General features: G+C 55.8%; 13 protein-coding genes. 6 read left to right on the top strand and 7 right to left on the bottom strand.

Annotated elements, in window-relative coordinates:
• Nucleotides 1–63 precede the first annotated feature (63 nt).
• From ligA to P4G45_RS00730, 3 genes are all read right to left on the bottom strand, one after another.
• A complete protein-coding gene (ligA, locus tag P4G45_RS00720) occupies nt 64–2,172 on the bottom strand; it encodes an NAD-dependent DNA ligase LigA (RefSeq protein WP_348269197.1) in 2,109 nt (702 codons plus the stop codon).
• A 70-nt stretch (nt 2,173–2,242) separates the two neighbouring features.
• Entirely contained in the window at nt 2,243–3,046 is an 804-nt protein-coding gene (locus tag P4G45_RS00725; RefSeq protein ID WP_348267783.1) for a hypothetical protein, read from the bottom strand.
• A gap of 150 nt (nt 3,047–3,196) precedes the next feature.
• Entirely contained in the window at nt 3,197–4,414 is a 1,218-nt protein-coding gene (locus P4G45_RS00730; protein WP_348267784.1) for a glycine C-acetyltransferase, read from the bottom strand.
• A 134-nt stretch (nt 4,415–4,548) separates the two neighbouring features.
• Between P4G45_RS00730 and P4G45_RS00735 the strand changes: the two genes are divergently transcribed.
• The 3 genes from P4G45_RS00735 (at nt 4,549) to P4G45_RS00745 (ending at nt 7,767) form a co-directional block, all read left to right on the top strand.
• Nucleotides 4,549–5,451, top strand: a complete 903-nt coding sequence (locus P4G45_RS00735) for a hypothetical protein (RefSeq protein WP_348267785.1) — start codon at nt 4,549–4,551, stop codon at nt 5,449–5,451.
• 173 nt (nt 5,452–5,624) lie between these two features.
• Nucleotides 5,625–6,419 carry a hypothetical protein gene (locus tag P4G45_RS00740; RefSeq protein WP_348267786.1) on the top strand — a complete coding sequence of 265 codons (795 nt, stop codon included), beginning with the start codon at nt 5,625–5,627 and terminating at the stop codon, nt 6,417–6,419.
• Nucleotides 6,412–7,767: a hypothetical protein gene (locus P4G45_RS00745; protein WP_348267787.1), complete on the top strand. Its 1,356-nt coding sequence runs from the start codon at nt 6,412–6,414 to the stop codon at nt 7,765–7,767. The genes P4G45_RS00740 and P4G45_RS00745 overlap by 8 nt, the downstream gene beginning before the upstream one ends.
• On the opposite strand, the gene P4G45_RS00750 is transcribed toward P4G45_RS00745, so the two are convergent.
• Complete coding sequence (locus P4G45_RS00750; protein WP_348267788.1) at nt 7,761–11,177, bottom strand: TonB-dependent receptor; 3,417 nt, start codon at nt 11,175–11,177, stop codon at nt 7,761–7,763. The two genes, P4G45_RS00745 and P4G45_RS00750, sit on opposite strands and share 7 nt — an antisense overlap.
• 239 nt (nt 11,178–11,416) lie before the next feature.
• Here P4G45_RS00750 and P4G45_RS00755 point away from each other — a divergent pair, with 239 nt between their 5' ends.
• Entirely contained in the window at nt 11,417–13,159 is a 1,743-nt protein-coding gene (locus P4G45_RS00755; RefSeq protein WP_348267789.1) for a tetratricopeptide repeat protein, read from the top strand.
• 21 nt (nt 13,160–13,180) lie between these two features.
• On the opposite strand, the gene P4G45_RS00760 is transcribed toward P4G45_RS00755, so the two are convergent.
• The 3 genes from P4G45_RS00760 to P4G45_RS00770 form a co-directional block, all read right to left on the bottom strand.
• Nucleotides 13,181–14,962: a CRTAC1 family protein gene (locus tag P4G45_RS00760; RefSeq protein WP_348267790.1), complete on the bottom strand. Its 1,782-nt coding sequence runs from the start codon at nt 14,960–14,962 to the stop codon at nt 13,181–13,183.
• A 90-nt stretch (nt 14,963–15,052) separates the two neighbouring features.
• Nucleotides 15,053–17,080 carry a tetratricopeptide repeat protein gene (locus P4G45_RS00765; protein ID WP_348267791.1) on the bottom strand — a complete coding sequence of 676 codons (2,028 nt, stop codon included), beginning with the start codon at nt 17,078–17,080 and terminating at the stop codon, nt 15,053–15,055.
• A gap of 153 nt (nt 17,081–17,233) precedes the next feature.
• Nucleotides 17,234–20,866, bottom strand: coding sequence for an FG-GAP-like repeat-containing protein (locus P4G45_RS00770; RefSeq protein ID WP_348267792.1), 3,633 nt, complete (start codon nt 20,864–20,866; stop codon nt 17,234–17,236).
• Nucleotides 20,867–21,390: 524 nt separating this feature from the next.
• Between P4G45_RS00770 and P4G45_RS00775 the strand changes: the two genes are divergently transcribed.
• Both P4G45_RS00775 and P4G45_RS00780 read left to right on the top strand, forming a co-directional pair.
• On the top strand, nt 21,391–25,194 hold the full coding sequence (locus tag P4G45_RS00775; RefSeq protein WP_348267793.1) for a carboxypeptidase-like regulatory domain-containing protein: 3,804 nt from the start codon (nt 21,391–21,393) through the stop codon (nt 25,192–25,194).
• 104 nt (nt 25,195–25,298) lie between these two features.
• Nucleotides 25,299–26,714, top strand: a complete 1,416-nt coding sequence (locus tag P4G45_RS00780) for a tetratricopeptide repeat protein (RefSeq protein ID WP_348267794.1) — start codon at nt 25,299–25,301, stop codon at nt 26,712–26,714.
• The last annotated feature ends 105 nt before the right edge of the window (nt 26,715–26,819 follow it).

Below are 26,819 nucleotides of genomic sequence, written 5' to 3' on the forward strand. Positions count from 1 at the left end.
GAGGTGAAAAACTTTGTCGAATATGCGGGGAAGGTTATGGAGCCTCTTTCTCAGGCGCACTCTTTAGCCATCCACCAGCGCCAGCAACCCGGCTTCATCGATCACCGAAACCCCCAGCGAATTGGCCTTATCCAGCTTCGATCCGGCCTCTTCTCCGGCAACCACATAGCTGGTCTTCTTGCTGACACTACCTGAAACCTTCCCCCCGGCCGATTCGATCTTCTCCTTCGCCGCCTCCCGCGTAAGATTCGGCAGCGTCCCCGTCAACACAAACGTCAGCCCTTCCAGCGTCGAAGTCTTAACCCGCTTCTCAGCCGTAAGCCTGAGGCCCAATGACTCCAGGTCACGCACCAACTGCAGATTCTTCTCCACCGCAAAGAACTCCACAATTGCCTGCGCCACCTTTGGTCCCACCTCATTCACAGCCTCCAACTCCTCCGCCGAGGCGTTCATTAACGCATCCATCGAACCGAAGTGCTCTGCCAGAAGCTGCGCCGTCCTCTCTCCTACAAACCGTATTCCCAGCCCCAGCAGCACTCGTGCCAGCCCTGCGCTCTTCGATTGCTCAATCTGAGCCAGCAGCGCATCCGCCGTCTTCTCCCCAACGCGCTCCAGCCCCAATAGCTTCTCGCGCTTCAACCGGTACAGATCGCCAATCGTATGGATAAGCGGTTTACGAATCTCGACCGGCGCACCCTCATCCGTCACCGCTTCGTCCACTCCGCCACCCAACTCCGCACTTTGGCCCAGCAGCTGCGCCACCATCGCATCTCCCAGACCTTCGATATTCATCACACCCCGTGCTGCCCAATGCAGCAACTCCTCTCGCACCCGTGCCGGACATGAGTTGTTCACGCACCGCCAGTCAACCTCACCCACCACTTTCTTCAGATCGCTTCCGCACACCGGACACTTCTCCGGAAACACAATCTCTTTAGTCCCGCGAGGATGCACCGCGTCATCCACCACCATAACGATCTTCGGAATCACATCCCCGCCGCGCTCCACCTGTACAAAGTCGCCGATACGAACGCCCAGCCGGGCAATCTCATCCGCATTGTGCAGCGTCGCCCGCGTCACCGTCGTCCCGCCAATCGACACTGGCGCCAACGCCGCTACGGGAGTCACCTTGCCTGTCCGACCCACCTGAAACAACACATCCTCAAGCTGCGTAATCCCCGCACGCGCAGCGAACTTATAAGCAATCGCCCATCGAGGAGCCTTGCCCGTAAACCCCAGCCGCCGCTGCTGCGCCGTGGCGTCCACCTTAATCACCACGCCATCGATCTCATAGCCCAGCGTGTCGCGTAGCGGCTCCGCATCGGCGATAAACTTCACCACCGCATCGATGTCATTCACCGTCTTCGCATACTGATTTACCCTGAAGCCCGACGCCCGTAGCGACTCCAGCGTATCCGACTGCGACTCCAACAGCATCTCGCCATCCCGCAACAAAAAGTATGCGTAGAAATCCAGCCGCCGCTGCGCCACAATGTTCGGCTCCAGCGTGCGGATCGTCCCAGCCGCTGCGTTCCTCGGATTTGCCGCTGGCGCCAACCCCTGTGCCTCGCGCTCTTCATTCATCTTCACGAACGCCGACTGGGGCAGCACTACCTCGCCCCGCACCTCAAACGTCTGCGGCAACCCCGCCGCCTTCAGCTTCGCCACCGAAATACTTAGGGGCACCGATCGAATCGTGCGTACATTGCTGGTGACGTCCTCGCCAATCGAGCCATCCCCGCGCGTAAGCCCCCGCACCAGATGCGCCGCACCAGATGCACCCGCTGCATAATGCAAGGCCAGCGAAAGTCCATCCAGCTTCAGCTCGCACACATACCGCACCGTCTCCGAGCTTGGCAGCGCCTCGCGCACCCGCAGGTCCCATGCCCGCAGCTCCTCTTCGTTATATGCATTGTCCAGCGACAACATCGGCCGCGAGTGCGGTGTCTTTACAAACCCCTCACGCGGCTTGCCACCCACACGCTGCGTCGGCGAGTCCGCCGTGATCAGATCCGGATGCTCGGCCTCCAGCTTCTTCAGCCGATTCATTAGCGCGTCATACTGCGCGTCAGTCAGCTTCGGCGCATCCAGAACATAATAAAGATACTCATGTTGACGAAGCTCATCACGCAACGCCTGAATCTGTTGATCGGGAGTAAGAGCAGCCGCCATAGTCAGGATTATAAAGAGCGCCAGAAAACGCTCGTCGGGCATGCCGTGGCTTCATCTGATGTCGCAGTATTTAGTGGGTGTGGAAGACTTTCTTGTTGATGTCCGGCCAGAACTCTTTGAAGGTGTAATTTGCTGAGTCGATGATGCAGCTGGTGAGCCACTTCTGGCCGACTTTGGTCCAGGTGCGGTACTGGGTCGGGTAGTAGAGCGTGGACGCTCCTGACGCGGCTCCTGATCCGATGATCTCGGAATAGTTGAAGGTGTTGTCACCGTCGTCTTTGCGCGTGATGAGGACGCGAGTGGCAGCATAGAAGGCGCGTCTGCGGAAGCCGCCGTGGCCCAAAGTGTAGAAGCGGTTGTCCTGGTGGAAGAGAGCAGGACCAACACCGCCCACCATGAAGTTTTCGCTGGCCGTATCGGCGAGGGTGTGCCAGTAGTATCTGCTATAACCTGCGACACCCTGGTGCCACTCGGGATAGGACTTGTCGTTCATGGCTTCACCGGCCTGGATGGCGGCGATGAGGAGGGAGGAGTAATCGAAGGTGTCCTTGCCGGCATTGATGAACTTCTGCCCCGCGGTTTGCGGAGGAAGTTTGACATCGGCGGATACGGAACGAAAGTTTGGCATGACGCCAAGGATGCGCTTGGTTTGTTGGGTGCCATTCGGGCTGACGGCGTCGGGATTGGTGGTCGTCAGCGGTGGCTGGGTCGATGTGATTCGATCAGACTGCTGATCGAGGGGCGTGCCCGGCGCGTCGGGTAGTGCGGAGTTGCTGGCGGAGTCTGTCGATGAGCTGGCAGCGATGAGTTGCTGGGCTGGAACCTGAGCAATGAAGAGGGCTAGATACAGAGCAGCGACACACGTCGGCGCCAATTTTCGAGAGTGTCGTAAGTTAAAGGGCATTGTCATATCAGACGCGATTTCGGAGAAATAGACTCGCGGCTGCGGATTTATTATGGGATGTTATTGATTCAGAGGGGATTAGGTTTTCGGATAAGGCGGCCCTTCCGGTTCATCACTGGGTCATGGGTTGAGGATGTTCATCTTCTTTGCCGTGTCGGTGAGGATCTCGAGCGCCTGATCGACCTGCCCGCGGGTGTGCTCGCTGGTCATAATGGTGCGGATCCGGGCCTTGCCTTCGGGAACGGTGGGGAAGGCTATACCCGTGGCCATGAGGCCAGCGTCGAAGAGAGCGCGGCTGAAGTCCATCGTCTGTCGGCCATCGCCGACGATGATGGGAGTGATCGGCGTTTCGCTGGCGGGCGTTGTGCGGCCCCCGGTGTCGAAGCCCGCGGCAGTAAGTTGCTGCTTGAAGTAGTTGGTATTGTCCCAGAGACGCTGAATGCGTTCAGGTTCGGCCTCAAGCAGATCGAACGCCGCGATGCAGGTAGCCGCGACAGACGGTGGATGCGAGGTGGAAAAGAGAAAAGGACGGGCGCGGTGGTAGAGGTAGTCGATGAGATCGCGGCTGCCGCAGACATACCCGCCGAGCGATCCAATGGCTTTGGAGAGTGTCCCTACCTGCACATCGACGCGCTGCGTACAGTGAAAGTGATCGACGCTGCCGCGCCCGTTGCGGCCGAGCACGCCTGAGGCGTGGGCATCATCGACCATCATGATGGCTCCGTATTTGTCGGCGAGGTCGCAGAGCTTGTCTACGGGGCCGATGTCGCCGTCCATCGAAAACACGCCGTCAGTGATGAGAAGTTTGTGACCCGGCTCGTGCTGAATCTCTTTGAGGAGTTCTTCGGCGTGGGCGACATCCTTGTGGCGGAAGACCTTGATCTTCGCACGCGAAAGACGAGCGCCATCGATGATGCTGGCATGGTTCAGTTCATCGGAGAGGATGAAGTCGTCTTTGCCGAGGATGGACGAGACGGTGCCCGCATTGGCGGTGAACCCCGATTGAAAGACGACACAGGCTTCGACCCCTTTGAAGGCGGCGATCTTCTCTTCAAGCTCCATATGGATGCGCATCGTCCCTGCGATAGTGCGCACTGCCCCCGAGCCGACGCCGTATTTCTGCGTGGCGGCGATGGCCGCTTCACGCAGCTTTGGATGATTGCAGAGACCGAGGTAGTTGTTGGAAGCGAGGTTGATGACCCGCTTACCGTCATAGGTGCAGACCGCAGCCTGCTCGTCCTCGAGAATACGAAGTTTGAAGTAAGTCCCGCGCTGTTTCAAGTCGTCGAGCTGGGCAGTGAGGTGCGCGAGCTGTGGTCGGCGGATTATGTCGCTCATTGGCTCCATCGTAAACCCTCTGGCTGCAAAACGGTCAGGTGGAGAAAACGATCATCTTTGCAAGGTCTGAGGGCATTGGAGATCGTTTTGCACGAAGTACCTGTAAGATTCTGATACAAGGATGAGGGCCAAGAATGAATTCTGGAAAGTTTTTGAAGTGTACGGGATCTCTAGCGTTGGCGCTGACATTGCTGGCGGGATGCAAGTCCAAAGAAGATGCGGCGATTGATGCTGCGAAGAAGCAGGCTGCAGCCACGGGTCAAGCGCAGCAAGTGGTATCGGTCGACAAGAATGGGAATACAACCACGGTGACGGTACAACCCCCGGCACCGGGACAGACTGCGGAGGCCGTCACGACGACGACCACTCCGGCTGCTGGCGCACCGGGCAATACTTCTACCGTGGCTTCCGAGCCTGCTATAGCGCCGGGACAACCTGCAATCGCGGGACAGAACGGGGCAGCTGCGCAGCCTGTAGCAGCCGTGCCTGGCGGCCCTCCGGTAGTTCAGCCGGCTCAACCCGCCGAGGTGAGCGTTCTCGCAGGGACAAACCTGACCGTACGCATCAATCAGCGCATCAGCGTGAAGACGAACCGCGCCGGTGACCGGTTCGACGGCGAGATGGCTGAGCCTGTCGTCGGAGACAACAACCGGGTGGTGCTTCCAAAGGGAACACCTGTCAACGGCATAATTGAGGCCTCACACCGGCGAGGCCACTTCAAGGGTGCGTCCATTCTGGAACTGCGGCTGACTTCGCTGACGCTCAATGGCAATGAGTACCGTCTGGATACGCGAGATCTCACGCGAACCAAAAAGGGCAAGGGCAAGCGGTCGGCGGCGTTTATCGGCGGCGGCAGCGGGCTTGGAATGCTGATTGGCGGCGTGGCCACTGGTGGCACCGGGCTGCTGATCGGTGGGCTGGCTGGCGCAGGCGCGGGTACCGCCGTAGCGGGACTGACGGGTAACCGGGACATCGAGATTCCAGCGGAGTCGATTGTTCACTTCAAGTTGGCAAACGATCTTGTCGTTCGACCTTAAGTTTGCAGTGCTTAAAAACCAAAGACCCGTCCCCATGGGAGGGGTCTTTGCTCGTTCTGTGATTGCTTCAAGCTGGATAGCTTTGAATTTTAAAGGGAGTAAAGGGAGTGTGGATGGGAAATCGATTGTTGTATCCACAGGGACAAGACGGCGCAGGCGGGGTAGCAGTCCAAATGTATGAAGTTACATACGCAGCAGATGGCACGCATTCTTCGTCTCCCGTCGAATTGTTTGTTCACTTTGCCAACAGTGTTCTTCTAATCGTCTTCCTGCTCGTCGGTGGCGTCGCATTCGCCAGCAATTCGCAATCGCGGGCCACGCTCTATCCAATTCCGGCAGAGGTAAGCTCGTCGCACTTCCGCGTACGCATCGATGGACAAAGCACGGACGTACTACACGCGGCCAGCGGCTACTATCTCCTCAACTTCAATACGGACAGGCCTGTCACCGTCTCGGTGACCGCAAGCGATCCTCACTATTGGGATGCAGGAGTCGAAATCCAGCCCATGCGTTTTGGCCTTCGGCCTGTACGGCATGGCGCCACGATCACCTTCCCCATGAGCGCTGATTCCAAGCTCATGATCACTCGGCCTGGCGACCACTTTGCGGATGGCGATATTCTTTTCCTCTTCGCCAATCCACCCGATCATTCCGGTATCACTTCAAAAACGCCGGGCGTCCGTTATTACGGTCCTGGTGTGCATCGCGAAAATATCGACGCACATTCCGGAGACACGATCTACCTCGCCGGCGGCGCAGTCGTCTTCGGTTCGCTCAATATCTGGCGAGTGCACGATGTTCATGTCCTGGGTAATGGCGTGATCATCTATGACGGCCCGCAAAATCCGCACGACGACGAAGGCTGGATGCACAAGACGAACTGGCATGTGGTCGTGATGGATAACGCCCACAACATTGAGATAGATCTGTATTACACGCAGCCGGAGTTGGCAGATACAAATGCGTGACTCCCGCAAGATTGGCTTCTATAACATCAAGGTGATCGGCGGGAATCCAAATGACGCCAATCAGGATGGAGTGGATTGGCTGGGTGGAGGCGACACGACGATACGCAACAGTTTCTTCCGGGCCTCGGACGATGACTTTGCAATGGAGGGAAACTGGGACGGCTACGATCTTGCGCTGATGCGCATCCCTGGTCACAATGTCAGTAATATAACGATCGAAAATACGATCGTGTCTACCAGCATCTCCAACACCATACGCGCTGCGTGGCCGGAAAAGACATTTAATAGCGCGCACTTTCATATGAGCGATATGGATGTCCTGCAGACGGGCTCCGGCAGTTGCAAAGTGCCATTCGCCTTCTTTGAACTATGGGCCGACCCGGACGGAAAGGGTTCGCACCGCGACTACACCTTCAAGAACATCCGTCTCGAAGACTGGTACTCTCTCTTTCAGATTCGCCAGCCTGGGCCTAGCGTTCGTGATATTAGCTTCGAAGATATCTGGGCAATGGATGGCCCCGGAATGGTTCCCTCTGAAGTTAAGGGAGACGTCTCCGGGGTGCGATTGCGCGGTGCACCGTTGCAGGGATATCTTGACGCCGTGCCGAACGTCGCGGATGGCGCTGCGCAGCCCGAAGTGAGTCCTTCTGCGATCACCGCCCACTTCACCTATACACGTAGCTTTCTGAAGCCCAGGCAGCGGATTGTCTTCACGGCGGACGAACCCGCACGCGAGGGCCGCAGCTTCGAATGGCTCTTTGGAGATGGCTCGCGCGGAGAAGGCCGCGAGGTTCATCATGCCTTCCCGGACGCAAAGGGCACGTTGCTGGATGGCACTGGCCGGTTCCGCGTTCTGCTGCATATTGTGGATGCTCAGGGTGAGCAGGCCTGGGGCAGCCAATCTCTCGTCATCTCGAACGCGTCGAACGACTCGCATGCAGCGCAGGCGGAAGGTAATTCGCCAGTTGGAACCACCGCCGGAACGTCTGACGGGAAAGTGTTCGAGCGGCTTCTCCACATACCTGCGAACGGAGGCTATACCTTCACGCTTCTCACCAGCACGGATGCAACAATCGCCATCGACGGTCTCGAACCTCATCACTCCCCAAAACCACGTGCCCAGGTCTGCGGTTCAACAGGCGATGCTGTGCAACCAGTGCGGGTGAGCGCGGTCCTTACTGCCGGCGAGCATCGTATTCGGATCGAGCGCCAACCTGGAATTGAAAATGCAGAGACGTTGCCTGGCGCTCCTGCAGACCAACCTGTTCTGTTGTGGGAGGGGCCGGGAATCGATCGCCAGCCAATCCCGCAGACCTCCTATACGCAGGCTACTGCTTCGGGTCAATAGATAAGCTTCAAAGAAAATTGAATCTGGCGCGAATTGCCCGCGGTCTTACTGATGATGCCGAACCCGGCACCCTCAAGTGTGTTGGCGGGAAGCCCCATCGTCACGATGTTGAAGAGGTTGAAGAACTCCGAACGAAATTGTAAATTTACCAGTTCTGCTCCACTCTTTCGCTTGCCGAAAGGTGTGTCCTTGATGAAGGCGAAGTCGTAGTTGTAAAAGGCTGGGCCGCGAAACGTATTTCTTCCAAGAGTTCCGAATCGGCCTTTGTTCGGGCCAGTGCCGCCAGGTAGATTGATCGGGATCGAGAAGAAAGAAGCATTGTTCGCGCCCCTTCCAAAGTAGTCTTCGCGGATTTTTCTTGCTGTAGAAAGGTGAGGTTTTGAGATCTGGTCCGGGCGGTCAGCACCGTAAGAACCAGCACCTGTCTGCTGGACACCGGAGTAGACGGTGAACGGAGAGCCGCTCGTGATCGTCGAGATGCCCAGAACCTGCCATCCGGCGGTTACCTTGCGATTGACTTTGTCGAGGCCAATCCAATTTTCGGTATGGAGATCCTGAACTGCGCTCAACGTAAAAGCCTGCCCAACATCAAACGTCGCGGGGCCCTTTTCAGGATGGGTGTCGAAGGGATCTTGCGAGTAGGCTTGAGCCACAGCGCCGGTTGCTCCCAACCCGCCGGAGACTGAGCTTGTGTCGTCGATCGCCTTGCCCCAGGTATAGCTGGCCTGAAGGCTGGGGCCTCCATGCCCCACCGTTCCAGAGAGGGAAGCCTGCAGCGCGTGATACGTCGAGTGGGCCGTCGCCGTAATGATGCTTTCGAGGCCGAATCCGCCGATAACGTTGCCCGAAGAGTCGAACTGCGTGTAGGGGGCGAAGCCAGAAGCTGCGCCGGGATAGGCGTTCGGAAAACTTGTTCGCGGCAGCTTTACTCCCGCCGTTCCGACGTAGTTCAGATCGGCGGTCAGACCTCCGTAGCTCCTCTCCAGGCCAGCGGTCCAGGTGTATAACGTTCCATTGCCAAAGGACCGGTCAATTCCGCCGAGCGCGAGTGGGCTGACGACATGGCTTGGCGTAAGCGCCGCTACATCCTTCTGGTAACGATCAACATCCATGACCGTGTTGGGAGCCACTTCCTTTGTATTGCCGCTCGCGAAGATGTCTACGCCCGCTGGTGTATAAGCACGAGGTAACTGCGCAGGAGTAATTTGGAAGCCAAATGGAACGGGTGCTCCCTTTGCCGCCGTCAGTCTGGGGTAGACGACAAACGGCGTGGATCCGGTAAGGTAGTTGTCCTGCCAGAGGTTTGGCGGAATGACAGTCACGGCGCCGCCCGCATGAAATTGCAACTGCTGTGATTCGCGCCATGTCAGCTGTACTCGCGGTCCCCAGCCGTCAAGGTTTGTTTTGTACCTCGGCTGCGGGTTGACAACAAATTTTTGCGCGTCGCCCACGTTTAAGAAGCTCGATGTTCGCTTCGCACGCTCTGAGATCGGTGTATAGATCTCCCAACGGACTCCATAGTCGAGGACAAAGTGATCATTCAGCTTCCAGCTATCCTGCGCGTAAATAGTTCCCGTGTTTCGGCTGACTGCTGCTGCTCCAATATGTTCTCCGTTAGAGAAATAGCTCGGTGCAACCGCAACCGTGTAGACAAAGGGGCTTCCCGAAAGCAGCCCGGTTAACGTATCCGGCAATGGATCGCCGGCGTGGATATCATGGGTTCCGCTCTGCGAGGATATATCGGCTCGCGCATATGCGGTGCCGCCGCCGAAATCATATTCGCCGTTCGGGCTGGTGCCGAAGTACGAGCTGTCCCGGTTCAAACGAACCTCGCCGCCAAATTTAAAGGAATGGCGTGGTGTGGTTACAGTGAAGTTCTGCTGTCCCTGAAATAAATTGCCAAACGAGGTCACGACGGATCCCGCGGCAGAATTGAAAGCCTCGAAAGATCCGTCACTGAATTTCAGCCCTGGATCAGTTCGGTTTGGGGTAGGGAACGAGGGTGTACTCCGCGTAATGCTCAGGGATGATTCCATTGTGAAACGTGGCGATACTGTGCGGGTGAAATTCGCGACTACATTTCTCTGTCTGTCGATGTATTGAATGCCAAACGAAGGATCAATCGCGGTCTGGTCAGGATTGGTGGTGGGCCCGGTCAGATTGTTGAGGTTGAATCTGATGAAGAGGTGATTTTTTTCGGAGAGATTGTGGTCCAGTCGAATGGAGAATTGGTCCGCGTTAGTGACTACCTTGGATGAAGTCGCATAGGTGTGCACCCCATACGAACCGGTCGGAAGATTAGGCAACGGGTATCGTGCCAGAACCTTGGCGATGCCAGGGTCCACAGGCACGATTAGCGTATCTCCGGGAAAGGCCGTCGTGTCTCTCCCCATGCGCTCTTCTGCCGTGGGTACGGGGAAGACCTGGGTGGTTCCAAGTACCTGTCGAAAGCCCTGATATTGCCCAAAATAGTATGTCCTGCCGCGCCCATCGTAGATACCGGGTATGCGTATGGGGCCGCCATTTGTAAATCCGAACTCGTTCCGGCGAAACGGCGGAATCCGCTCGGGATGTTCAGCCGAAGCGTGATCGAAGTAGTTGCGAGCATCGAACGCGGAGTTTCTGACAAACTCGAATACCGACCCATGAAATCCGCTGCTACCCGATCGGGTAATGATGTTGGTGAAACCGGCTGCGCCTCGGCCAATCTCTGCGGGCATCCATCCCGAACTGGACCGAATCTCCTGCACTGCATCGACGTTGAAGTTAGAGAAAGTCGAGCCGCCCATCTCGGGATCGCTGATGTCGGCGCCGTCCATTGCGAACACGGCCTCCACGCCGCGCTGACCATTGATGGCAAACTGCTGGGTGAAATTGGTGGCGCCGTTCGTATCCGTCATGGTTCCGGCGGCCAGCAGCAACAACTGGCTGAAGTCGCGCTTGTTCAGCGGAAGCTCGCTCACCGCCTGACTTGAAAGCGCCTCGCCGCCAGTCGCCGTATGCTGCTCGCTCAGCGAACTTACGGCGAGACTCTTCTGGTCCGAGAGCGTAAGAACAACCTCCGGTGCCGCATCGGAAATGTTGATGGGTCGAGCGTATTCAACGGTGTGATCATTCACCTCAACGGAAAGCTGGTAGGACCCAGTGGCTACTCCCTCCAGCAAAAAGTGTCCATCGCCGCCGGTGGCCGCCTCGATCTTTCGATCCTTTCCTTTCAAGTGGACGACTGCCCCAGCCATGGACGCGCCTGCTTTGTTACGCAGGATCCCTTGCCAGACGGAAGGTGTTAGATTTTGGGCCGAGACTTGCGTCGAAGATAAAAGAACGGCGACCACCGCCACCGCCAGGTTCTTGGCGAGCCGTTGAATCGAGAGCGGCGCTGCCAGACGTTCTATACCTGCAATGTTCACAAAAGGGGTCCCTCATCTCGTTTTGGAGAAGAATGTAGTTGCTCTATATTACTTACCGTCTACCCGTCGTAACCAGTTCCCATCGAAGTTGATCATCGGATGGTCGTCTTGACGAACCGCCCTAATCATCATGCGGACTATCGTATTGCTACTGCGATGACTTACATCGGTCTTACAATTGAGTTCCTCCAGCACGGGCCCGACGGGGTGCCTGCAAAGGTATAGTTGCAGTCAGTAATATGAATAGCCAATCGCCCAAAATTCTTCGTTTCGTCTCCCTCGCAGCTTCGTATCTGCTCGACGCTTGCGCGGTGCGCTCATCGAAAGCTCCGGCGGATGGGAGATTAGGCGGCATGTTGCCCGCTGTCCTGGCTCTTATGATTGTGCTGCTTCCGGCGGCGTTCGCGCAGAAAGCATCCCTGAACCGAGGAGCGACCATACAGGGTACCGTCTCCAGCTCCGATGGAAAACCCGTGAGCGACGCTGTTATCCGTCTCGAAAGGAAGGGCTCCGCCAATCCTGTGGAGACAAAAAGCAACGCAGCCGGTGCCTTTGAGTTTTCGGCTCTCTCAGTTGGAAGCTATCAGCTCATCGCAGAAAAATCAGGGTTCTATAGTCATTCCGCCGACGTCACCGCATCATCAGAAAGCGATCTGGAAAAGGTTGATTTCGTTCTTCAAGTATCAGCCTTGACTGCAAACTCCCGCTCCGCTCCAGGACCACAGACCATGCAGTTCGCCGATAAGCCTAACTTTACGGTCGCGGGAGTGACGGATTGGACCGCCGTGGGGGGGCATGGTTCGGATTCCACCTTGCGGACCAGCGAATCTCTCGCCAATGAGACTGCTACGCTGAAGCCGCAAAGCAGCGACCCCGGCGCAGCGAACGCTTTGGCCACCCGCGATGAGAGAGAGGCAGAGAGCAGGCTGAGTTCCTCACTTGCCAGCGCGCCCGGCAGCTTCGATGCCAACCATCGACTTGGCGAGCTTTATCTCCATGCGGGCAAATATGGGGACGCTATCCCGCTGCTGGAGAGTGCCTACCGGATTGATCCCGAAAATGATCAGAATCGGTACGACCTGGCGTTGGCCTGCGAAGGAACTGGCGACCTCTCGAAGGCCCAGAGACGTATTCAGGAATTATTGGCAAAGCGGGAGAGCGCTAATTTGCATCGGCTGATGGGTGAAGTGGATGAGAAGCTGGGCGATCCATTATCGGCTGTCCACGAATATGAGCAGGCGGTGAAGCTCAGTCCTAGTGAGCAGAATTACTTCGGGTGGGGTTCTGAACTCCTCCTGCATCGCGCCGTATGGCAGGCGCAGGAGGTCTTTCGCAAGGGTGTAGAGGCATACCCAAAATCCGCCAGAATGCAGACGGCGCTAGGCACAGCGCTCTTTGCCGGTGCTCGCTATGATGAAGCCGCCCTTCATCTGTGTGCGGCGTCAGATCTGAATCCAGAGGACCCCAGCCCCTACATCTTCATGGGGAAGGTCCAGATCGCCGCGCCCAACACCCTGGCCTGTGTCCAGCCAAAACTGGCGCGCTTCGTCCAGCAACAGCCTGGAAGTTCTATCGCTAACTACCTATACGCCATGTCCCTCCTGAAGCATGAGGAGCAGTCGCCGGACAAACAGGCGGTGCAACAGGCGCAGGTTCTCCTGACGAAGGCAGTAACGCTCGACCCGAAGTGCAGTGAGGCCTACCTGCAACTGGGAATCCTCGCGGCATCGCAACGCAACTTCGATCAAGCTATCGGCTTTTACAGCAAAGCGATCGAAGCGGATCCTCAATTGGCCGACGCCCATTATCGTCTGGGCGTCGCTTATGACCGGACCGGCCAGACAGCAAAGGCCAAACAGGAATTACAGCTTCATGACCAGATCAAGCGACAACAGGCCCAAGCGACCGAACGGCAACGGCGAGAGATTAAACAGTTTCTTATCGTCCAGCAGGGAGAACCTGCCAGTTCAGTAGCAAAGTAAAGAGTTCCGTCGACTCATCCGCTATGTCAATTTCGGCTTATAAGAAGCGGTGATTCCAGTGCCTTCGCGAATCGTGAGTATCTGGTTGGCTTTGACCTGCGGAAAGTGTTCCACTTTCTGCGTCGTAGGCCACTTCACCTCGATGAGGTCCACGATGTCATTCTTTCCAATGCCGAAGTGAAGCCTTAGATCGTTTTGCGACATCACACTGGTCCCGCCGTGCACCTCGTCCATCTGGATATGCTTGCCAGTGATAACCCTCACGCGTGCCCCGATCGCTGTGCGATTGCACTTGGTCCCCACCAGCTTGATCTTGATCCAGTTCTGCTTATTGCCTCCGTCATTGCGAAGAAGCGAAGGTAGATCGTTCAGGTTCAGTACCAGCACATCCATGTTGCCGTTGTTGTTGTAGTCTCCGAACGCCGCGCCACGACTGGAGAAGCGCTCGCTGATGCCTGGGCCCATCTCCGCGGAGACATCCTGGAAGGTGCCATTGCCGCGATTTTTATAGACCAGCCGAGGATTCTTGAATGTCTCGCCGAAGTTGTAGCGATCGACCTCTGGATAAACGTGTCCGTTGATCTGAATGATGTCCTGCCAGCCGTCATTGTCATAGTCAATGAAGCCGCACCCCCACGCCACGTAACGATTATTTACTCCGATGCCTGAAGGAGAGGTCACGTCGGTGAAGGTGCCATCGCCGTTGTTGTGGTAGAGGTTGCAGGTGTCGTCCACAAAGTTGGTCTTGAAGATGTCGAACCATCCGTCGCAATCATAGTCGGCCACCGCGACGCCCATACCGGCCTGCTCGTGTCCGTCGTCGTTGTAAGCGCAACCAGCCATGACGGCGATATCGGTGAACGTGCCGTCGTGGTTGTTCTTGAACAGAATGCTCGCCTCGGAATCCACAGCAACATAGATATCTGGCCAGCCATCATTGTCGAAGTCATAAGACACCGGTGTAATTGAGTATCGCGGACCAGGCTTCAGAATCCCTGATCGCTCGGAGACATCGGTAAAGGTCCCGTCGCCATTGTTGTGATACAGAATATTGGTGTCGGCCGGAAGGCCTCGCGGCCCACACATGATCGGAACGCCCTTCCATTGGCAATAATTCGTCTCGCTTTCAGAGGGAATATTGTTAAGGTCGAGCTTGAGGTAGTTGCAAACGAACAGATCGAGATAACCATCACGGTCATAGTCAAGAAAAGTACAACCTGCTCCCCAGCGCCCCTTCTCCTGATAGAGCCCCGCTTTGCGAGTTACATCGGTAAAGGTGCCATTTCCATTGTTATGGAACAGCATGTTGTGTCCCAGAAAGCAGCAGAATAGATCGTCCCATCCATCGTTGTTGTAGTCGCCCACGCAGACGCCGGTCTGCCACCCCGTAATTCCGAGCCCAGATCCCTCTGTAACATCGGTAAACGTGCCGTCGCGATTGTTCTTATACAGATGCGAGATCGGAGCCTTCCCGGGCGGCCAGGTCGCATCAAGCCGGTTGCCATTGGTCAGATAGATGTCCAGCCAGCCATCATTGTCGTAGTCGAAGAAAGCGATGCCGCTCCCTTTCGTCTCAATGATTGAGCGTTTATGCTCGATGCCGCCCCATACGTTGGGGACGTTGAGCCCAGCTTGCTGGGCCACATCCAAAAATTGAACCTGAGAGACCGCCGAATTTGAAGCCGCTGCTTCCACGGTTAAGGGATGCTTCCATCGCCAAAGCGGAGTCGTAAGTGCGTCGGTCAGTGCACTGCCAAGCAGGAAGAGGGAAGACCCGATGAAGCGGCGTCGCGGAAAGATCATAGATGGGTGCAATTATAGCGAGAGCTTCGTCACCCACATGGTGCGGAGATCTAACCCGTAAGCCAATCATCTCTGCTTCCAATCGAGTATTCACATCGTCTTGTCGGCAAGAAAAAGCGCAAGTTGGAGCAATTGCGCCCTCTTCGCATTCGACAACGGCTCGTCGCCGATTGGAGGGGCTTCCGGGGTCCGCGCCAGCACTGCTTCGATCCGGTTTATGTCCAGACCACCTCTTGCATTGCTGTTCTTGAAGCGGTCTAACACTTCTTTAGCTTTGGCGATCTGACCGGTCTGGTAGTAGAAGACTCCCAGCGTTGAATAGCTTCCTGGCCACTCGGGCAGCATCTCTACGGCGCGCTCTAACTGACGTGTTGCGGTCGCCGTATTGCCTTCCAATGCGGAAGTCAGTCCTAAACCCCAGATAATCTTTCCTGATCCCGGAATCCGCGCCTGCCCCTTCAGCAGAGTCTCCTTCGCTTCTGAAATGTTGTTCTCGTGCAACTCAAGAAGCGCCAGAGAAAGATAATCCTGATCGTTGTCAGGGTTTCGTGCGATAGCGTCGCGATATATCTCCTCCGCTCGTGCGTTATCGCCCTGATGAGCGTAAATGTCACCCAATAGCGCAAGGTAGGATTCATCCTTACGGCCTTCCTCTGAGACCTGCATGGCAGCGTCTAATGCTTCGGAGTAGCGTCCTCTGCGGAAGTAAGCGTCTGCGAGATCGAAGCTTACGTCGTCGGCTCCCGGCTTTACTTGCAATGCCGCCTGGAAATGCTGGATGGCATCGTCATACAAGCCATACTGTGCCAGCAAGACCCCGTCTCCCGTCAAAGTTCTGGAGTCTCCCGGCCGTTCCTGTTCAAGCCGAGCAATCGTGTTCCTGGCGTCGTCAACCTTACCCGCCTTCAGATATGCCTCAGCAAGGGCATACAAAAGCTCAGGTTGATCGGGATGCAGTTTGATCTGCTCACCCAGCGCAGCCAGATCTTGTTGTACTTGTGCGCGAGGATCAAGTTTCGCGCGATTATCAAGGTAATCGAAGAGATGATCGTAAGGATGAGCAGCGATGGAAGCGTCTTTGGAAAGGGCCTGAAACTGCGCCAGGTCCTGTTCTGCCGCTGCCATCTGGTGCAGGCTCTTCTCCACCATTGCCAGTTTGTAGTATCCGGCCGATGGATTGCTGCTCACTCTCACATATCTCTTCAGCAACTCGGCTGCTTCGGAGAATCTCTTGCTTTCGATGAGAATGTTCGCCAACTCCAGCAGTGCATCGGGATAGTCCGGATTAGACCGGAGCACTCTCAGGAATATGGCTTCTGCGCCCGTTGAGTCTCCTTGTAATTTTGCGATATTACCGAGTTGGAACTGGCAGAAATTATTGTGCGGCTCCAGCTTAAGACCATGCTGGAAGTCCTGTTTAGCCTCGTCAAATCTTCCCAGATGCGCATGCGAAAGGCCCAGAAATGAGTAGGTCCGCGCCGAGGGCTCAATCTCGATCACCTTCTCGAACTCTTCAATGGATTTGTTGATCTTGCCGGATCTGAAGTAGCTCTCACCCAGAGCTTCACGGAGATCGGTGCGTGCGGGAGCAATCTGCACTGCCTTCTCCAGCAGCGGCATCGCATCCTCATAATATTTTTGCGACATACTAATCCGGGCCATGAGATAAAGGATGTCCGGGTTCTCAGGCGCCAACTTATTTGCCCGGACCAGCAGATCCAGGGCATCAAGTGGTCGTGACTCATTCGTGTAGACCTGTGCCAGCAGGTATTCAGTCTCCGGAGACGCGGGCTTTAATTTGAGTGCACGGCTCAGTGCGAGTTCCGCATTCCGGTTATCGTAGTTTCCGAGCGCCGCTTGGCCCAGGTCAAAAAGTATCTCGAAAGTTCCCGGCTGCAAGGCGTCGGCTTTTTCCAGTTCAAGTTGCGCCGCCTTATATTGCTTCTCCGAAGCGAGTAAGACGCCAAGTGAGAGATGCAGTTGGACATCGTCCTTCTTCTCTGCTGATAGTTGGGCCGCTAGCCGCAGCGCCTTCGCTGTACGCTTGCTTTGCAGATCTTCCCGGATTTGAATCAGCGACTTCTCCGGTTGCAGGGTTGAAGACGCCTTAGGTGGCATTTGGATCGCGCCAGCAACGGAAGCCGAAAGAATCAAAAGCAGAACGAAAATGCCGCTCCTACCTGATGCCGCCATGACCACTCCGGTCTAACTTCGAAAATAAGGCGCGAATATCAACTCTTCTACCTTGGTTAAAATAATCCCGCGACGCGGTCATCGTAATACTTCCAGTGCCTGTCTCGCTTCCGGATTCTGGGGTTGCACGCGGAGAAGCTCCTGCAAAATCTCTCTGGCCTTTTCTCTATCGCTGCGCATTGCATACAGGCGAGCCAGATTTAGATAAGCCTGATCATTGTTGGGCGCAAGTTTGATCCCAGTCTTGAATTGTTCCTCTGCGTTCTCGTAATTCTGAAGTCGCACGAAGATGATGCCAAGGTTGTTCAGGGCTTCGGGATATCCCGGACGAAGCTCAATCGCTTTTTGCAGATAACCTGCCGCAGCTTGCAGTTGGTTCTGCTGTGCATTAAGCATCCCAAGACTGTAGCTAACTTCGGGATCATCAGGTTGGATTTTAAGTGCGTGGCTTAGGCACTCTTCTGCCTTTTCAAAGGCTCCCTGCCGCCGGTAGACGTTCCCCAGATTGAGCAGCGCAATCTCGTAGTCAGGCCGTAACAGGAGCGCCTGCTGAAAGTTCTTGATGGCATCCGCAGGATGTCCCTCCTGCGCGGACATCATCCCTAGGTTGCTCCATGCCTCCGGATAGTTAGGACGAAGCTTCAACGCCTGCTCCAGATAGGGTCGCGCCTGTTCAAAATTATTCCTGCGCAGGTTGAGTGTGCCCAGGTTGTAATACCCCTCAGGATCGTTCGGTTTGGAAGCAATCACTTGTTGAAAAGATTCGGCCGCCTGATCGAGATACCCATGCTGAAATAGCGCCACCCCATACGTAAAGTCGTTGCGTTGGAATGAGCCCTGGAAGAGCTCGCCTTTCAATGGAATGGCACGCTGCCTCCGCTCGGCTGCCGTCTTCGGAGCAGCCCTCATATCCGCCAACACGCGCGTGGGATCGATGGGCCCCTGGTACACCTTCACGATCATGCCCTCCCCGTCGAGCAGAAAAGACGTAGGAATGGCAAGGTCCCTGCGGCGGTCAAACAGATATCGATAGATGATGTTGTAGATCCCGGCCACTTCTTCTGTCGCAAAGACCACAGGAAAGGACAGCTTCTCCTCTGCTGCCATCGATCGCGCAGTTGGGGTGCCCGTTGCGTCGTCGATGTTCACCGCAACAATCTCCAGAGGCGCAGCCACGAAGGCCGCTCGGTGTTGCTGAAGACCGCGTAGTTGCTCGCGGCAGAGTGGCGCTATCGTCGCCCAAAAATTGAGTAGAACGAAGCTCCCTCGGAACTGCCGAAGCTCCCGCGTGTTGCCTGCAAGATCAGGCAATGAAAATTCCGGGGCCTTCAGTGGAGTAATCAGCCACGTCTCGACCTGAGAAGGTAATTGCGCCAGCGTCGGCGGCGGCTCCGCTTTCGCATAGGCCTGAGGCGCCGCAATAAAGGCTTTGGCTGCGAACGAAGGATTGTCTTCTTCAATCTCGATGCGATGATTGACCGGCAGCGATTCAAATTGCTGAACAAGTCCGCTCGGCCAGCGGACCTTCGCTCTCAGCGTTCCCTGCGGCCTTCCGACTCCAAAGAACACTTCCTTGGAGTGTTGCGCAAGAAATCCCGACCCTGCCTGCAGATACTTTGTCTGGGTAATGGTGCCTGTCTCGACGGTAATTGCAGCTCCGATGGCATCGCGGTTGCTTTTATGTCCTCGTAGCCGGAAGGCGATTGAGTCGCCTAGCTCCTTCATCGCATTGTGCAAGACCCGTAGCTGGGGAGCGTTGCGGTTCTTGAGGATGACCTCCAGCCTCCCGTCATGGTCTATATCGGCCAGCGCAAAGGAGCGGCTGTCCTCAAGAAAATCCAGACCTACTATGCCAGAAACCTCGGAGAAAGTGCCATCGCGATTGTTCGCAAACACGACATTTCTTTCGTATGCGTTCCATGAACTGTCCGCCCGGATCAATTCATTAATGGCATTCCATCCACGCTCGTAAGCCAGCGAAGGCGTCGCATCCTCGGGAGATTTTGCCACGACCTGCCGCCAGAAAAAGCTTGCAATATCGTTCCGGTCGATTGCGGAGATATAGCCGTTCGTGACATAGAGGTCCGAGTAGCCATCGTGATCGAAGTCCCAGAAATCCGCCGACCACGACCATCGCCCCATCGCCACGCCAACCTGCTGTCCCACGTTTTTGAACGTCCCATCGCCTTCGTTTTGATAAAGAGCATTCCCTCGTGCATGACGCTGGTACAGCGCGCGGATGCTTTGCGGCGTCCCCTGATGAAACTGCCCTTGGTCCGAAACCCTCTGACCGGCAGCTTCCCACATGCTCGTGATGTAGATGTCCTGGTGCCCGTCGTTATCGAAATCGGACCAACACGCGCTCATTCCCGCGCCCACATCTTCAATGTGCGACTCCTTCGAGGCGACGGTAAACGTCCCATCACCGTTATTGCGGTAGAGCTGAGAACTTCCGAAGTCGTTGGCGATGCAAAGATCGGGGTGACCGTTGGAGTTCGAATCCCCCCAGGCACATGCAAAGCTATACCGGTCGTTGTCTGCGTTCAAGCCTGCCGCTTCGGTTGTCTCTACAAATTGTCCATTTCCTTCGTTGTGGAGTAGACAGTTTGGCGGGCCATTGCGCGCATCGTAGTAGGGAACAGGGTAGTGATACTGGTCCAGCCCCAGATAGTACATGTAGGTGCAGAAGAAAATGTCGAGGCGTCCGTCGCCGTCGTAGTCAGCTACCGCTGCGTGGGTGAACGTTCCCTGAGGAGGACGGGCAAACTTGAAGGCGTTGCGCTTGAGCGAAAACGTTCCGTCTCCTTGATTCAAGAACAGTAGAGGACCGCTGCCGCAAACCACCAGAAGGTCCTGGCGTCCTCGGTTATCGAAGTCCGCAAACAAAGCACACGCCGTATTGTCGAGCGCACCCACCCCAGCCTTATCCGTGACATCTTCAAACGTCCCGTCGCCTCGATTGCGATAAAGACGGTTGGGCAATCCTGCAGGCTGGCAGACGTAGAAATCATCGAATCCGTCATTGTCGTAATCGCCTATCGCGACACCATTGTTTCCATAAATGTCGATGCCACAGGCACCATCCAGAATCGTTCGCCAATGATCGGCCCCGTGAAGCATCTGGCTTTTGTACGATTCGGCATCGCCGAGAGCCTGGGCGGTCACGTCCAGAAATCCGGTTCCGGCTCCGACGCTCAGTATTTCCTCGGTCGCTTCCCACTTCTGCACCTTCCAGCCATCCGGTTCAATGCGCGACCATTCGGTCCGCCAAGACCCGACCCGCTCTTCGCGTCGAGCATCTCTACGGATTGCAACGATGTCATATCGAATTTGCAGTTGCATCGTAAGGGGGACGCTGGTAATCTCATCGATTTCATAAATCTCGAACTCCGCCGTCTCGACCTTTGAGGCCTCCCCGAGCCAGGTCTGGAACTCCTTTAGAAATCGCGTAGGTTCGGAAGGTCCTGCAGCCCCGAACTGCCTCTTCGTCACGTCGATCCCGTACCCCGAGCGCAGCGAGATTTCCTTGACGGGGCTGAGCGATGAAGCCTCGATCGTGGAGGAAAGCAACTTCAGCGTGCCTGAAAGGTCGTGAACGGACGCCTTCAGAGATCGGCTCCATTCCTGGAGTAGCGTATCGACCTCGAAGGCGTACTTCTCAGTGGCGTACTCATCTGAACCGGGAGCTACCAGGCGAAGGATGTCTGCCAAAGAAGATTTCGTCGGATAGTGAGGCTTGAAACGGACATCCGTGAAAGGGAAAGCGGATTGCCGCTCTGAGGCGACGCGGGAAGAGCCAAGCAGAAACGATGACCCAAAAAACGGGGCCGGACGGAGAAGCAGCGGAGCAAAGCCTACGCTCTTGAGTAGGGTTCTTCGGGAGAGCAACGGTTTTTCTTTGTTTTGATCGGACATGATTCTCAGGGGGCCCCGAAGCAGGCAAGATGCCCGCAGAATATCACCCGCTCCAATCCCCCCGTATTCCATCAACCTGCTGCAAAGCTCTCGCGCAAGATGACTCGCGCTGTTCGTTCGGATTACCTCAAACTATTGGTTGAAATCGATTCAAACATTTTAGTTGACAGGAATTGGCATTACGTACTAATGTTTGCAGTCACACAACCTGTAACCGCTTACAAGTAGCGAAACACCAGGGCCCCTTTTCCGCGACGACCAGATAACTAAAAAGAAAATGCAATGGACCGAAATAAGTGACGAATTTGGAGGACATTAGGATGGCTTCTGACCGCAACACCCTCAAATGGCTAAGGAAATATGGCTCGATAGCACTCGCGTGCTTTTGCTTTCTCCTGGTCTCGACAAACTACGCAGCAGCCCAGGTAGATGAAGGCTCCATTACCGGAACCGTGACCGACACCACCGGCGCTGTCGTGCCAGACGCCACCGTTACCCTCGTAAATACGGATGTGGGTCTAAACCTCAAGAGCACGACGAACAATAACGGTACATACTCCTTTTCTCCCATCAGAATCGGTCACTACTCCGTTACCGTCACCGCTCAGGGTTTTGCGAAGACAACCCAGCAGAACATTACGGTAAACGTTGCGCAAAGCCTGCAAGTAAACGTTCAACTCAAGTTGGGCGCCGCGACCGAGACCGTCGAAGTGACCACTGCCCCGCCAACTCTTCAGACCGATGGCGCGTCCGTCGGCCAGGTGATTACCGAGAAGAGTGTCAATGACCTTCCGCTCAATGGCCGCAACTTTACCTTCCTCGCGCAGCTGGGAGCCGGCACGCAAACGCCACAGGCCGATACGCGCGGTAACGCGGCCTCAGGAGCCTTCTCGGCCAATGGTCTGCGCCCTGCTCAGAACAACTACCTGCTCGATGGTATTGACAATAACTCCAACGCAGTAGACTTCTTGAACGGTACCAATTTCATTGTTCTCCCCCCAGTGGATGCTATTGCGGAATTCAAAGTTCAGACTGCGGACTTCAGCGCTGAGCTGGGGCGTTCCGCCGGCGCTGTCCTCAACGCAACCATCAAGTCTGGTACTAACAGCTTTCATGGTGCCGCGTGGGAATTTTTCCGCAACGACAAGCTCGATGCCGCCGACTGGTTTGAAGATAACGCCGGAATCAAAAAGGGCGTCTTGCGGCAAAACCAATTCGGAGCCTCTATCGGCGGCCCGATCATCAAGAACAAAGTCTTCTTCTTCGGCGACTATGAGGGTCTCCGCCGAGTCCAGGGAACAGTTTCAACCGGCACCGTACCAACCACAGCCGAAGTGAGCAGTGGCTTCCAAAACCTCTCCGACATGATCACTTCGCAGTCCAGCGCCGCTGCCCAGGTCGATAGTCTTGGCCGTTCGATTCCAAAGGGTACGATCCTCGATCCAGCAACGACTCGTGCCGTTACCGCAGGCCAGGTGGATCCGGTCTCTGGTATCTCTGCACCAAAGACAGGCTATGTTCGCGATCCCTTTGGAACTTGCCCTGCCAGCACAACGACCTTCACCCTTGCCACCTGCGGCCTGAATCAACTTCCACAAGGTCGGCTGGATCCCGTAGCGCTCAAGCTGTTGAGCCTCTACCCGGCACCGACCAGCAGCTCCTTCTCGTCGAACTACGCCACCAGTCCCCACCTCTTCGAACATCGCAACGCATTTGATACTCGTGTCGACGTCAACCCGACCCAGAAGGACCAGGTCTTCTTTCGCTTCAGCTACGTGGACGATCCTCAATATATCCCGGGTATCTTCGGTGGTGTCGCGGACGGCGGTGGATTCCAGCAGGGGCTCCAGACTGCCAAGTCGAATCAGTCTGCCTTTGGATATACTCACGTCTTCACGCCAGAGACGATTAATGTGTTGCGTGTCGGATTCAACCACCTTCACACCACCCGCTTTGGTCCTGTAGGCAATCAGAGTGGCATCCCGGCACAGTACGGGATCCAAGGTATTCCTCAATTCGCTGAAAACGGCGGTCTTCCCTCCATCGCCATCAATGGGCTGTCAACCCTTGGCAGCAACGCTTTCCTGCCGTCCGATGAGATCAGCCAGACTCTTCAGATTACGGACGACTTGACCAAGATCTGGAAGTCGCACACTTTCAAAGGTGGCGTCGAATCCCAGCATGTAAAATTTTCGACCTTACAGCCGGCGTATTCTCGTGGCAACTTTGACTACAACGGCCAGTACACCGATATTCCGCAGCAAAATAACGGCGGAACTGGACGTGCACAATTCCTGCTCACTCCGACAGCATCGACTGTCCCCAATGGAGTGAACTTCTCCGGTGGCTCCGACTCAATCAACGCCTCCAACATCAACAAGACCTATGATGCGAAGATCTACTTCGCTTCGTACTTCCAGGACGATTGGAAGGTCAACTCCAAGTTGACACTCAATCTGGGGCTGCGTTGGGACTACTTCGGGCCGATCGACGAGACCAACGGCGGCCAAGCCAACTTTGCGCAGTCAGGTCCACCAAATGGAGTTCCGACCTACCTCATTCCGGCCTCCGGAAAGGACAATCGGAGCCTGTCCACCAGCTTTACCACCTTGCTGGCGAAGGATGGAATCCAACTGGAACAAACGGACAGATACGGCCAGGGATTGGTAAAGATGCAGAAGACCAACTTTGCGCCGCGTGTCGGCTTCGCCTACCAGATCACCCCAAGGTTTGTCGCACGCGGCGGCTTTGGCTTCTTCTACAACGCATTTGAAAACCAGGGATACGGTCCGAATATTGGTGAAAACTATCCATTCGTCTTCAACTTCACCTACACACCGCAGACGGCTGGTACTAATCCCGGACTGCAAACTGTTTCTCCCATCAGCTACAACACTCCGTGGGCGGGCTGCCCCACCGCGGGTCCAGGTTCAACTGCAACCATGGGCGCCGGTCTCTCCTGCGTGCAATTCACGCCGACGGCTGTGAATGCTCAAGGTTTGGGTCTGCAAGGTCTTCAATTTCAATACCAAACCCCTCGTACATTGAGCACGAATTTCACGCTGCAATACTCGCTAACGCCTTCCTTGTCCGTACAGGCAGCCTATGTCTTTACTCAGGGCAAATATCTCCAAGCCGGAATTGGCCAGAATAATGTCACCGCAATCCTGCCCCAAGGTACAAGCACTACAAATCTTGCACATCCAGGGGCTGGCGGTACCATTCCGTTCCCTGACTTCTCATCCGGTTCCAGCTATCAGGCCACCATCGGGCAAAGTGATTACAACGGACTGCAAACCAAGATCGAACAACAATTCTCGAATGGTCTCACCTTCCTCTTCGCCTACACCTACTCCAAGACACTTTCGGATGCAGGTGACCTGCTGAATGGCGGAAGCGTAGGCGGGTATCGCGCACCCTCCGTTCCTGGTCTTGGCCCGATGTTTGACTGGGGTCTGGCTGACTTCGATATCCGCCAGGTACTGCACTTCAGCGGCGGATATGAACTTCCAGTCGGCAAAAACAAGCGCTTCCTCGGAACATCGAGCAAGGCAGTCGATGCTGTCATTGGAGGATGGTCGGCAAACTGGATCGCCACGCTTCAGGGTGGCCAGCCTATCACTCTCAGCTGTCCTACCGGTACAACGGCGGGAACGAACTGCAACGATGTCCGTGTTGCGGGCCAGAGCCAGAAGCTGGGTCTCCATACCGACTCGCAAGGAAAGCTTAACTGGTTCGGCAATGTCAAGGCATTTCAGCAGCCCTGCCAGCTAGGCCCCAACGGTCCAATTCCAGACTCGCCCGCTGGTTGCATCCCTTCTACCGGCAGCGCGGTTCTTGGTTTCGCCGGACCAAACACGTTCGGTCCTGGATTCCATCGTCTGGACTTCTCGTTGTTCAAGGCAATCCAGATCAACGACAGGTTCTCCATGCAATTCCGGACTGAGTTCTTCAACATCCTCAACCATCCGAACTTCAACGCACCGAACTTCGGTGGGAACGGAGTTGTGGCCATCTCCGGTTCCGGCAACTTTACCAACGCCAACTTCGGCGAAATTGGGTCTACACGTGATGCTCCCTACGATCCGCGACAGATTCAGTTCGCCCTCAAGCTGTACTACTAAGGCAGGATGAAAACACCCCGGAGAGGCATTCCCGCGAGGGAACCTTTTCGGGGTTTATTATTTGGTGGAGCGCTTTGCTCACGCGGCGATCATGGAGGCGGATTGTGAGCAGAAAGGCCTGGTGCCGACGGGCGATACTTTGTCCGATGTTGGTCTGGGCAACATTCGCGGCAGCGGAAGACAATCCGCAGCAGAAGCTGGATCGCCAGTTTCAGTCTGCTGTGGCGCATTACGACGCCGGACAGTTGCCAGAGGCGGCCGCCGAACTAGAAGATCTATTGCCGCACGTATCAAACAACTTTGAAGCTCAGGAACTCCTCGGCCTGATTTACGCCTCGATGTCCGACGATGCAAAAGCCATCGTCCACTTGGAAGCAGCGGTTCGGTTGAAGCCGAATTCGGCCCCTGCGAGGACAAATCTGGCAGCCAGCCTGTCCCGTTCTGGAAGCCCACAGTTAGCTGGGGAGCAACTCCAAAAAGCGCTCACTCTGGCGCCCCATGAGTACACGACAAATCACAATTTAGGTGAGTTCTATATCAAGTCTGGAAAGATCTCAGAAGCGCGCCCATTGCTCGCACGGGCGCAGCGAATTGATCCTTCCTCCTACGACAATGGCTACGACCTCGCAACTGCCGACCTGCTCACCGGACAGCTCGCTGAGGCACGGGAGCTTGTCCAAAGCCTCCTGCAAAAAAAGAATACCGGCGAGCTTCATAATCTTCTGGCCCAGATCGAGGAGAAAGATGGTCAATTCGTGGCGGCGGCGAATGAGTTCGAGACCGCCGCTCATATGGATCCCAGCGAAGACAATCTGTTTGACTGGGCAAGCGAGCTTCTTTTGCACCGGACCTACGAGCCGGCAATCGAAGTGTTCCGGTCGGCTGCCCAGCGCTATCCGAATTCGCCACGCCTGATGATCGGACTTGGCATGTCGCTCTACGCGCGAGGGCTATATGAGGATGCAGTGAAAGCCTTACTCACGGCTGCCGATCTCAATCCCTCCGACCCCAGGTGCTACCTGTTTCTATCCAAGTCGTATGACAGTTCTCCGAGCCAGGCTGACGAGGTCATCCAGCGGTTCCGACGTTACGCTGCGCTTGAGCCCAACAATGCGTTGGCGCAGTATTATTACGCGATGAGTTTGTGGAAGGGGAAACGCGCTGAAGGCTCCGGCCTGAACTTCCAAGAGGTGGAGTCGCTGCTAAAGAAGTCGATAGCGCTCAACGGCTCCATCCCCGAAGCCCACATGCAGTTGGGCAATCTGTACGCCGACCAGCGTCAGTTTGAGAAGTCGATTCCGGAGTATGTCCGTGCGCTCGAACTGAATCCAAATCTTCCCGACGCCCATTACCGCCTGGGAACAGACTATGTTCACATTGGGCAAAAAGATCGCGCCCAGACCGAGTTCGCCGTTTACCAGAAGCTCCGGGCACAACACATGGCCGAAGTTGACAAGGAGCGCGCAGAGGTAAAGCAGTTTGTTTATTCCTCAAAGCCTGCGCCTTCCGCTAAGCCTTGATTTCAAAAGGCGTTCGTGGGAAGAGACTGATCAGGTTCCAGCAGGTGTTTGAAATGAAGCCGAAGATGAGCAACAGGGAGATTTGATGGGCCAATCCTTATTCCG

It is taken from the genome of Edaphobacter paludis, from assembly GCF_039993895.1.
In the GTDB taxonomy this organism is placed as follows: domain Bacteria; phylum Acidobacteriota; class Terriglobia; order Terriglobales; family Acidobacteriaceae; genus Edaphobacter; species Edaphobacter paludis.

Bases quoted from the DNA above. Each gene is read 5' to 3' on its own strand.
- P4G45_RS00745 (WP_348267787.1), top strand. From the start codon at position 6,412: ATGCGTGACTCCCGCAAGATTGGCTTCTATAACATCAAGGTGATCGGC.
- ligA (WP_348269197.1), bottom strand. From the start codon at position 2,172: ATGGCGGCTGCTCTTACTCCCGATCAACAGATTCAGGCGTTGCGTGAT.
- P4G45_RS00760 (WP_348267790.1), bottom strand. From the start codon at position 14,962: ATGATCTTTCCGCGACGCCGCTTCATCGGGTCTTCCCTCTTCCTGCTT.
- P4G45_RS00735 (WP_348267785.1), top strand. From the start codon at position 4,549: ATGAATTCTGGAAAGTTTTTGAAGTGTACGGGATCTCTAGCGTTGGCG.
- P4G45_RS00775 (WP_348267793.1), top strand. From the start codon at position 21,391: ATGGCTTCTGACCGCAACACCCTCAAATGGCTAAGGAAATATGGCTCG.
- P4G45_RS00740 (WP_348267786.1), top strand. From the start codon at position 5,625: ATGTATGAAGTTACATACGCAGCAGATGGCACGCATTCTTCGTCTCCC.
- P4G45_RS00755 (WP_348267789.1), top strand. From the start codon at position 11,417: ATGAATAGCCAATCGCCCAAAATTCTTCGTTTCGTCTCCCTCGCAGCT.
- P4G45_RS00765 (WP_348267791.1), bottom strand. From the start codon at position 17,080: ATGCCACCTAAGGCGTCTTCAACCCTGCAACCGGAGAAGTCGCTGATT.
- P4G45_RS00730 (WP_348267784.1), bottom strand. From the start codon at position 4,414: ATGAGCGACATAATCCGCCGACCACAGCTCGCGCACCTCACTGCCCAG.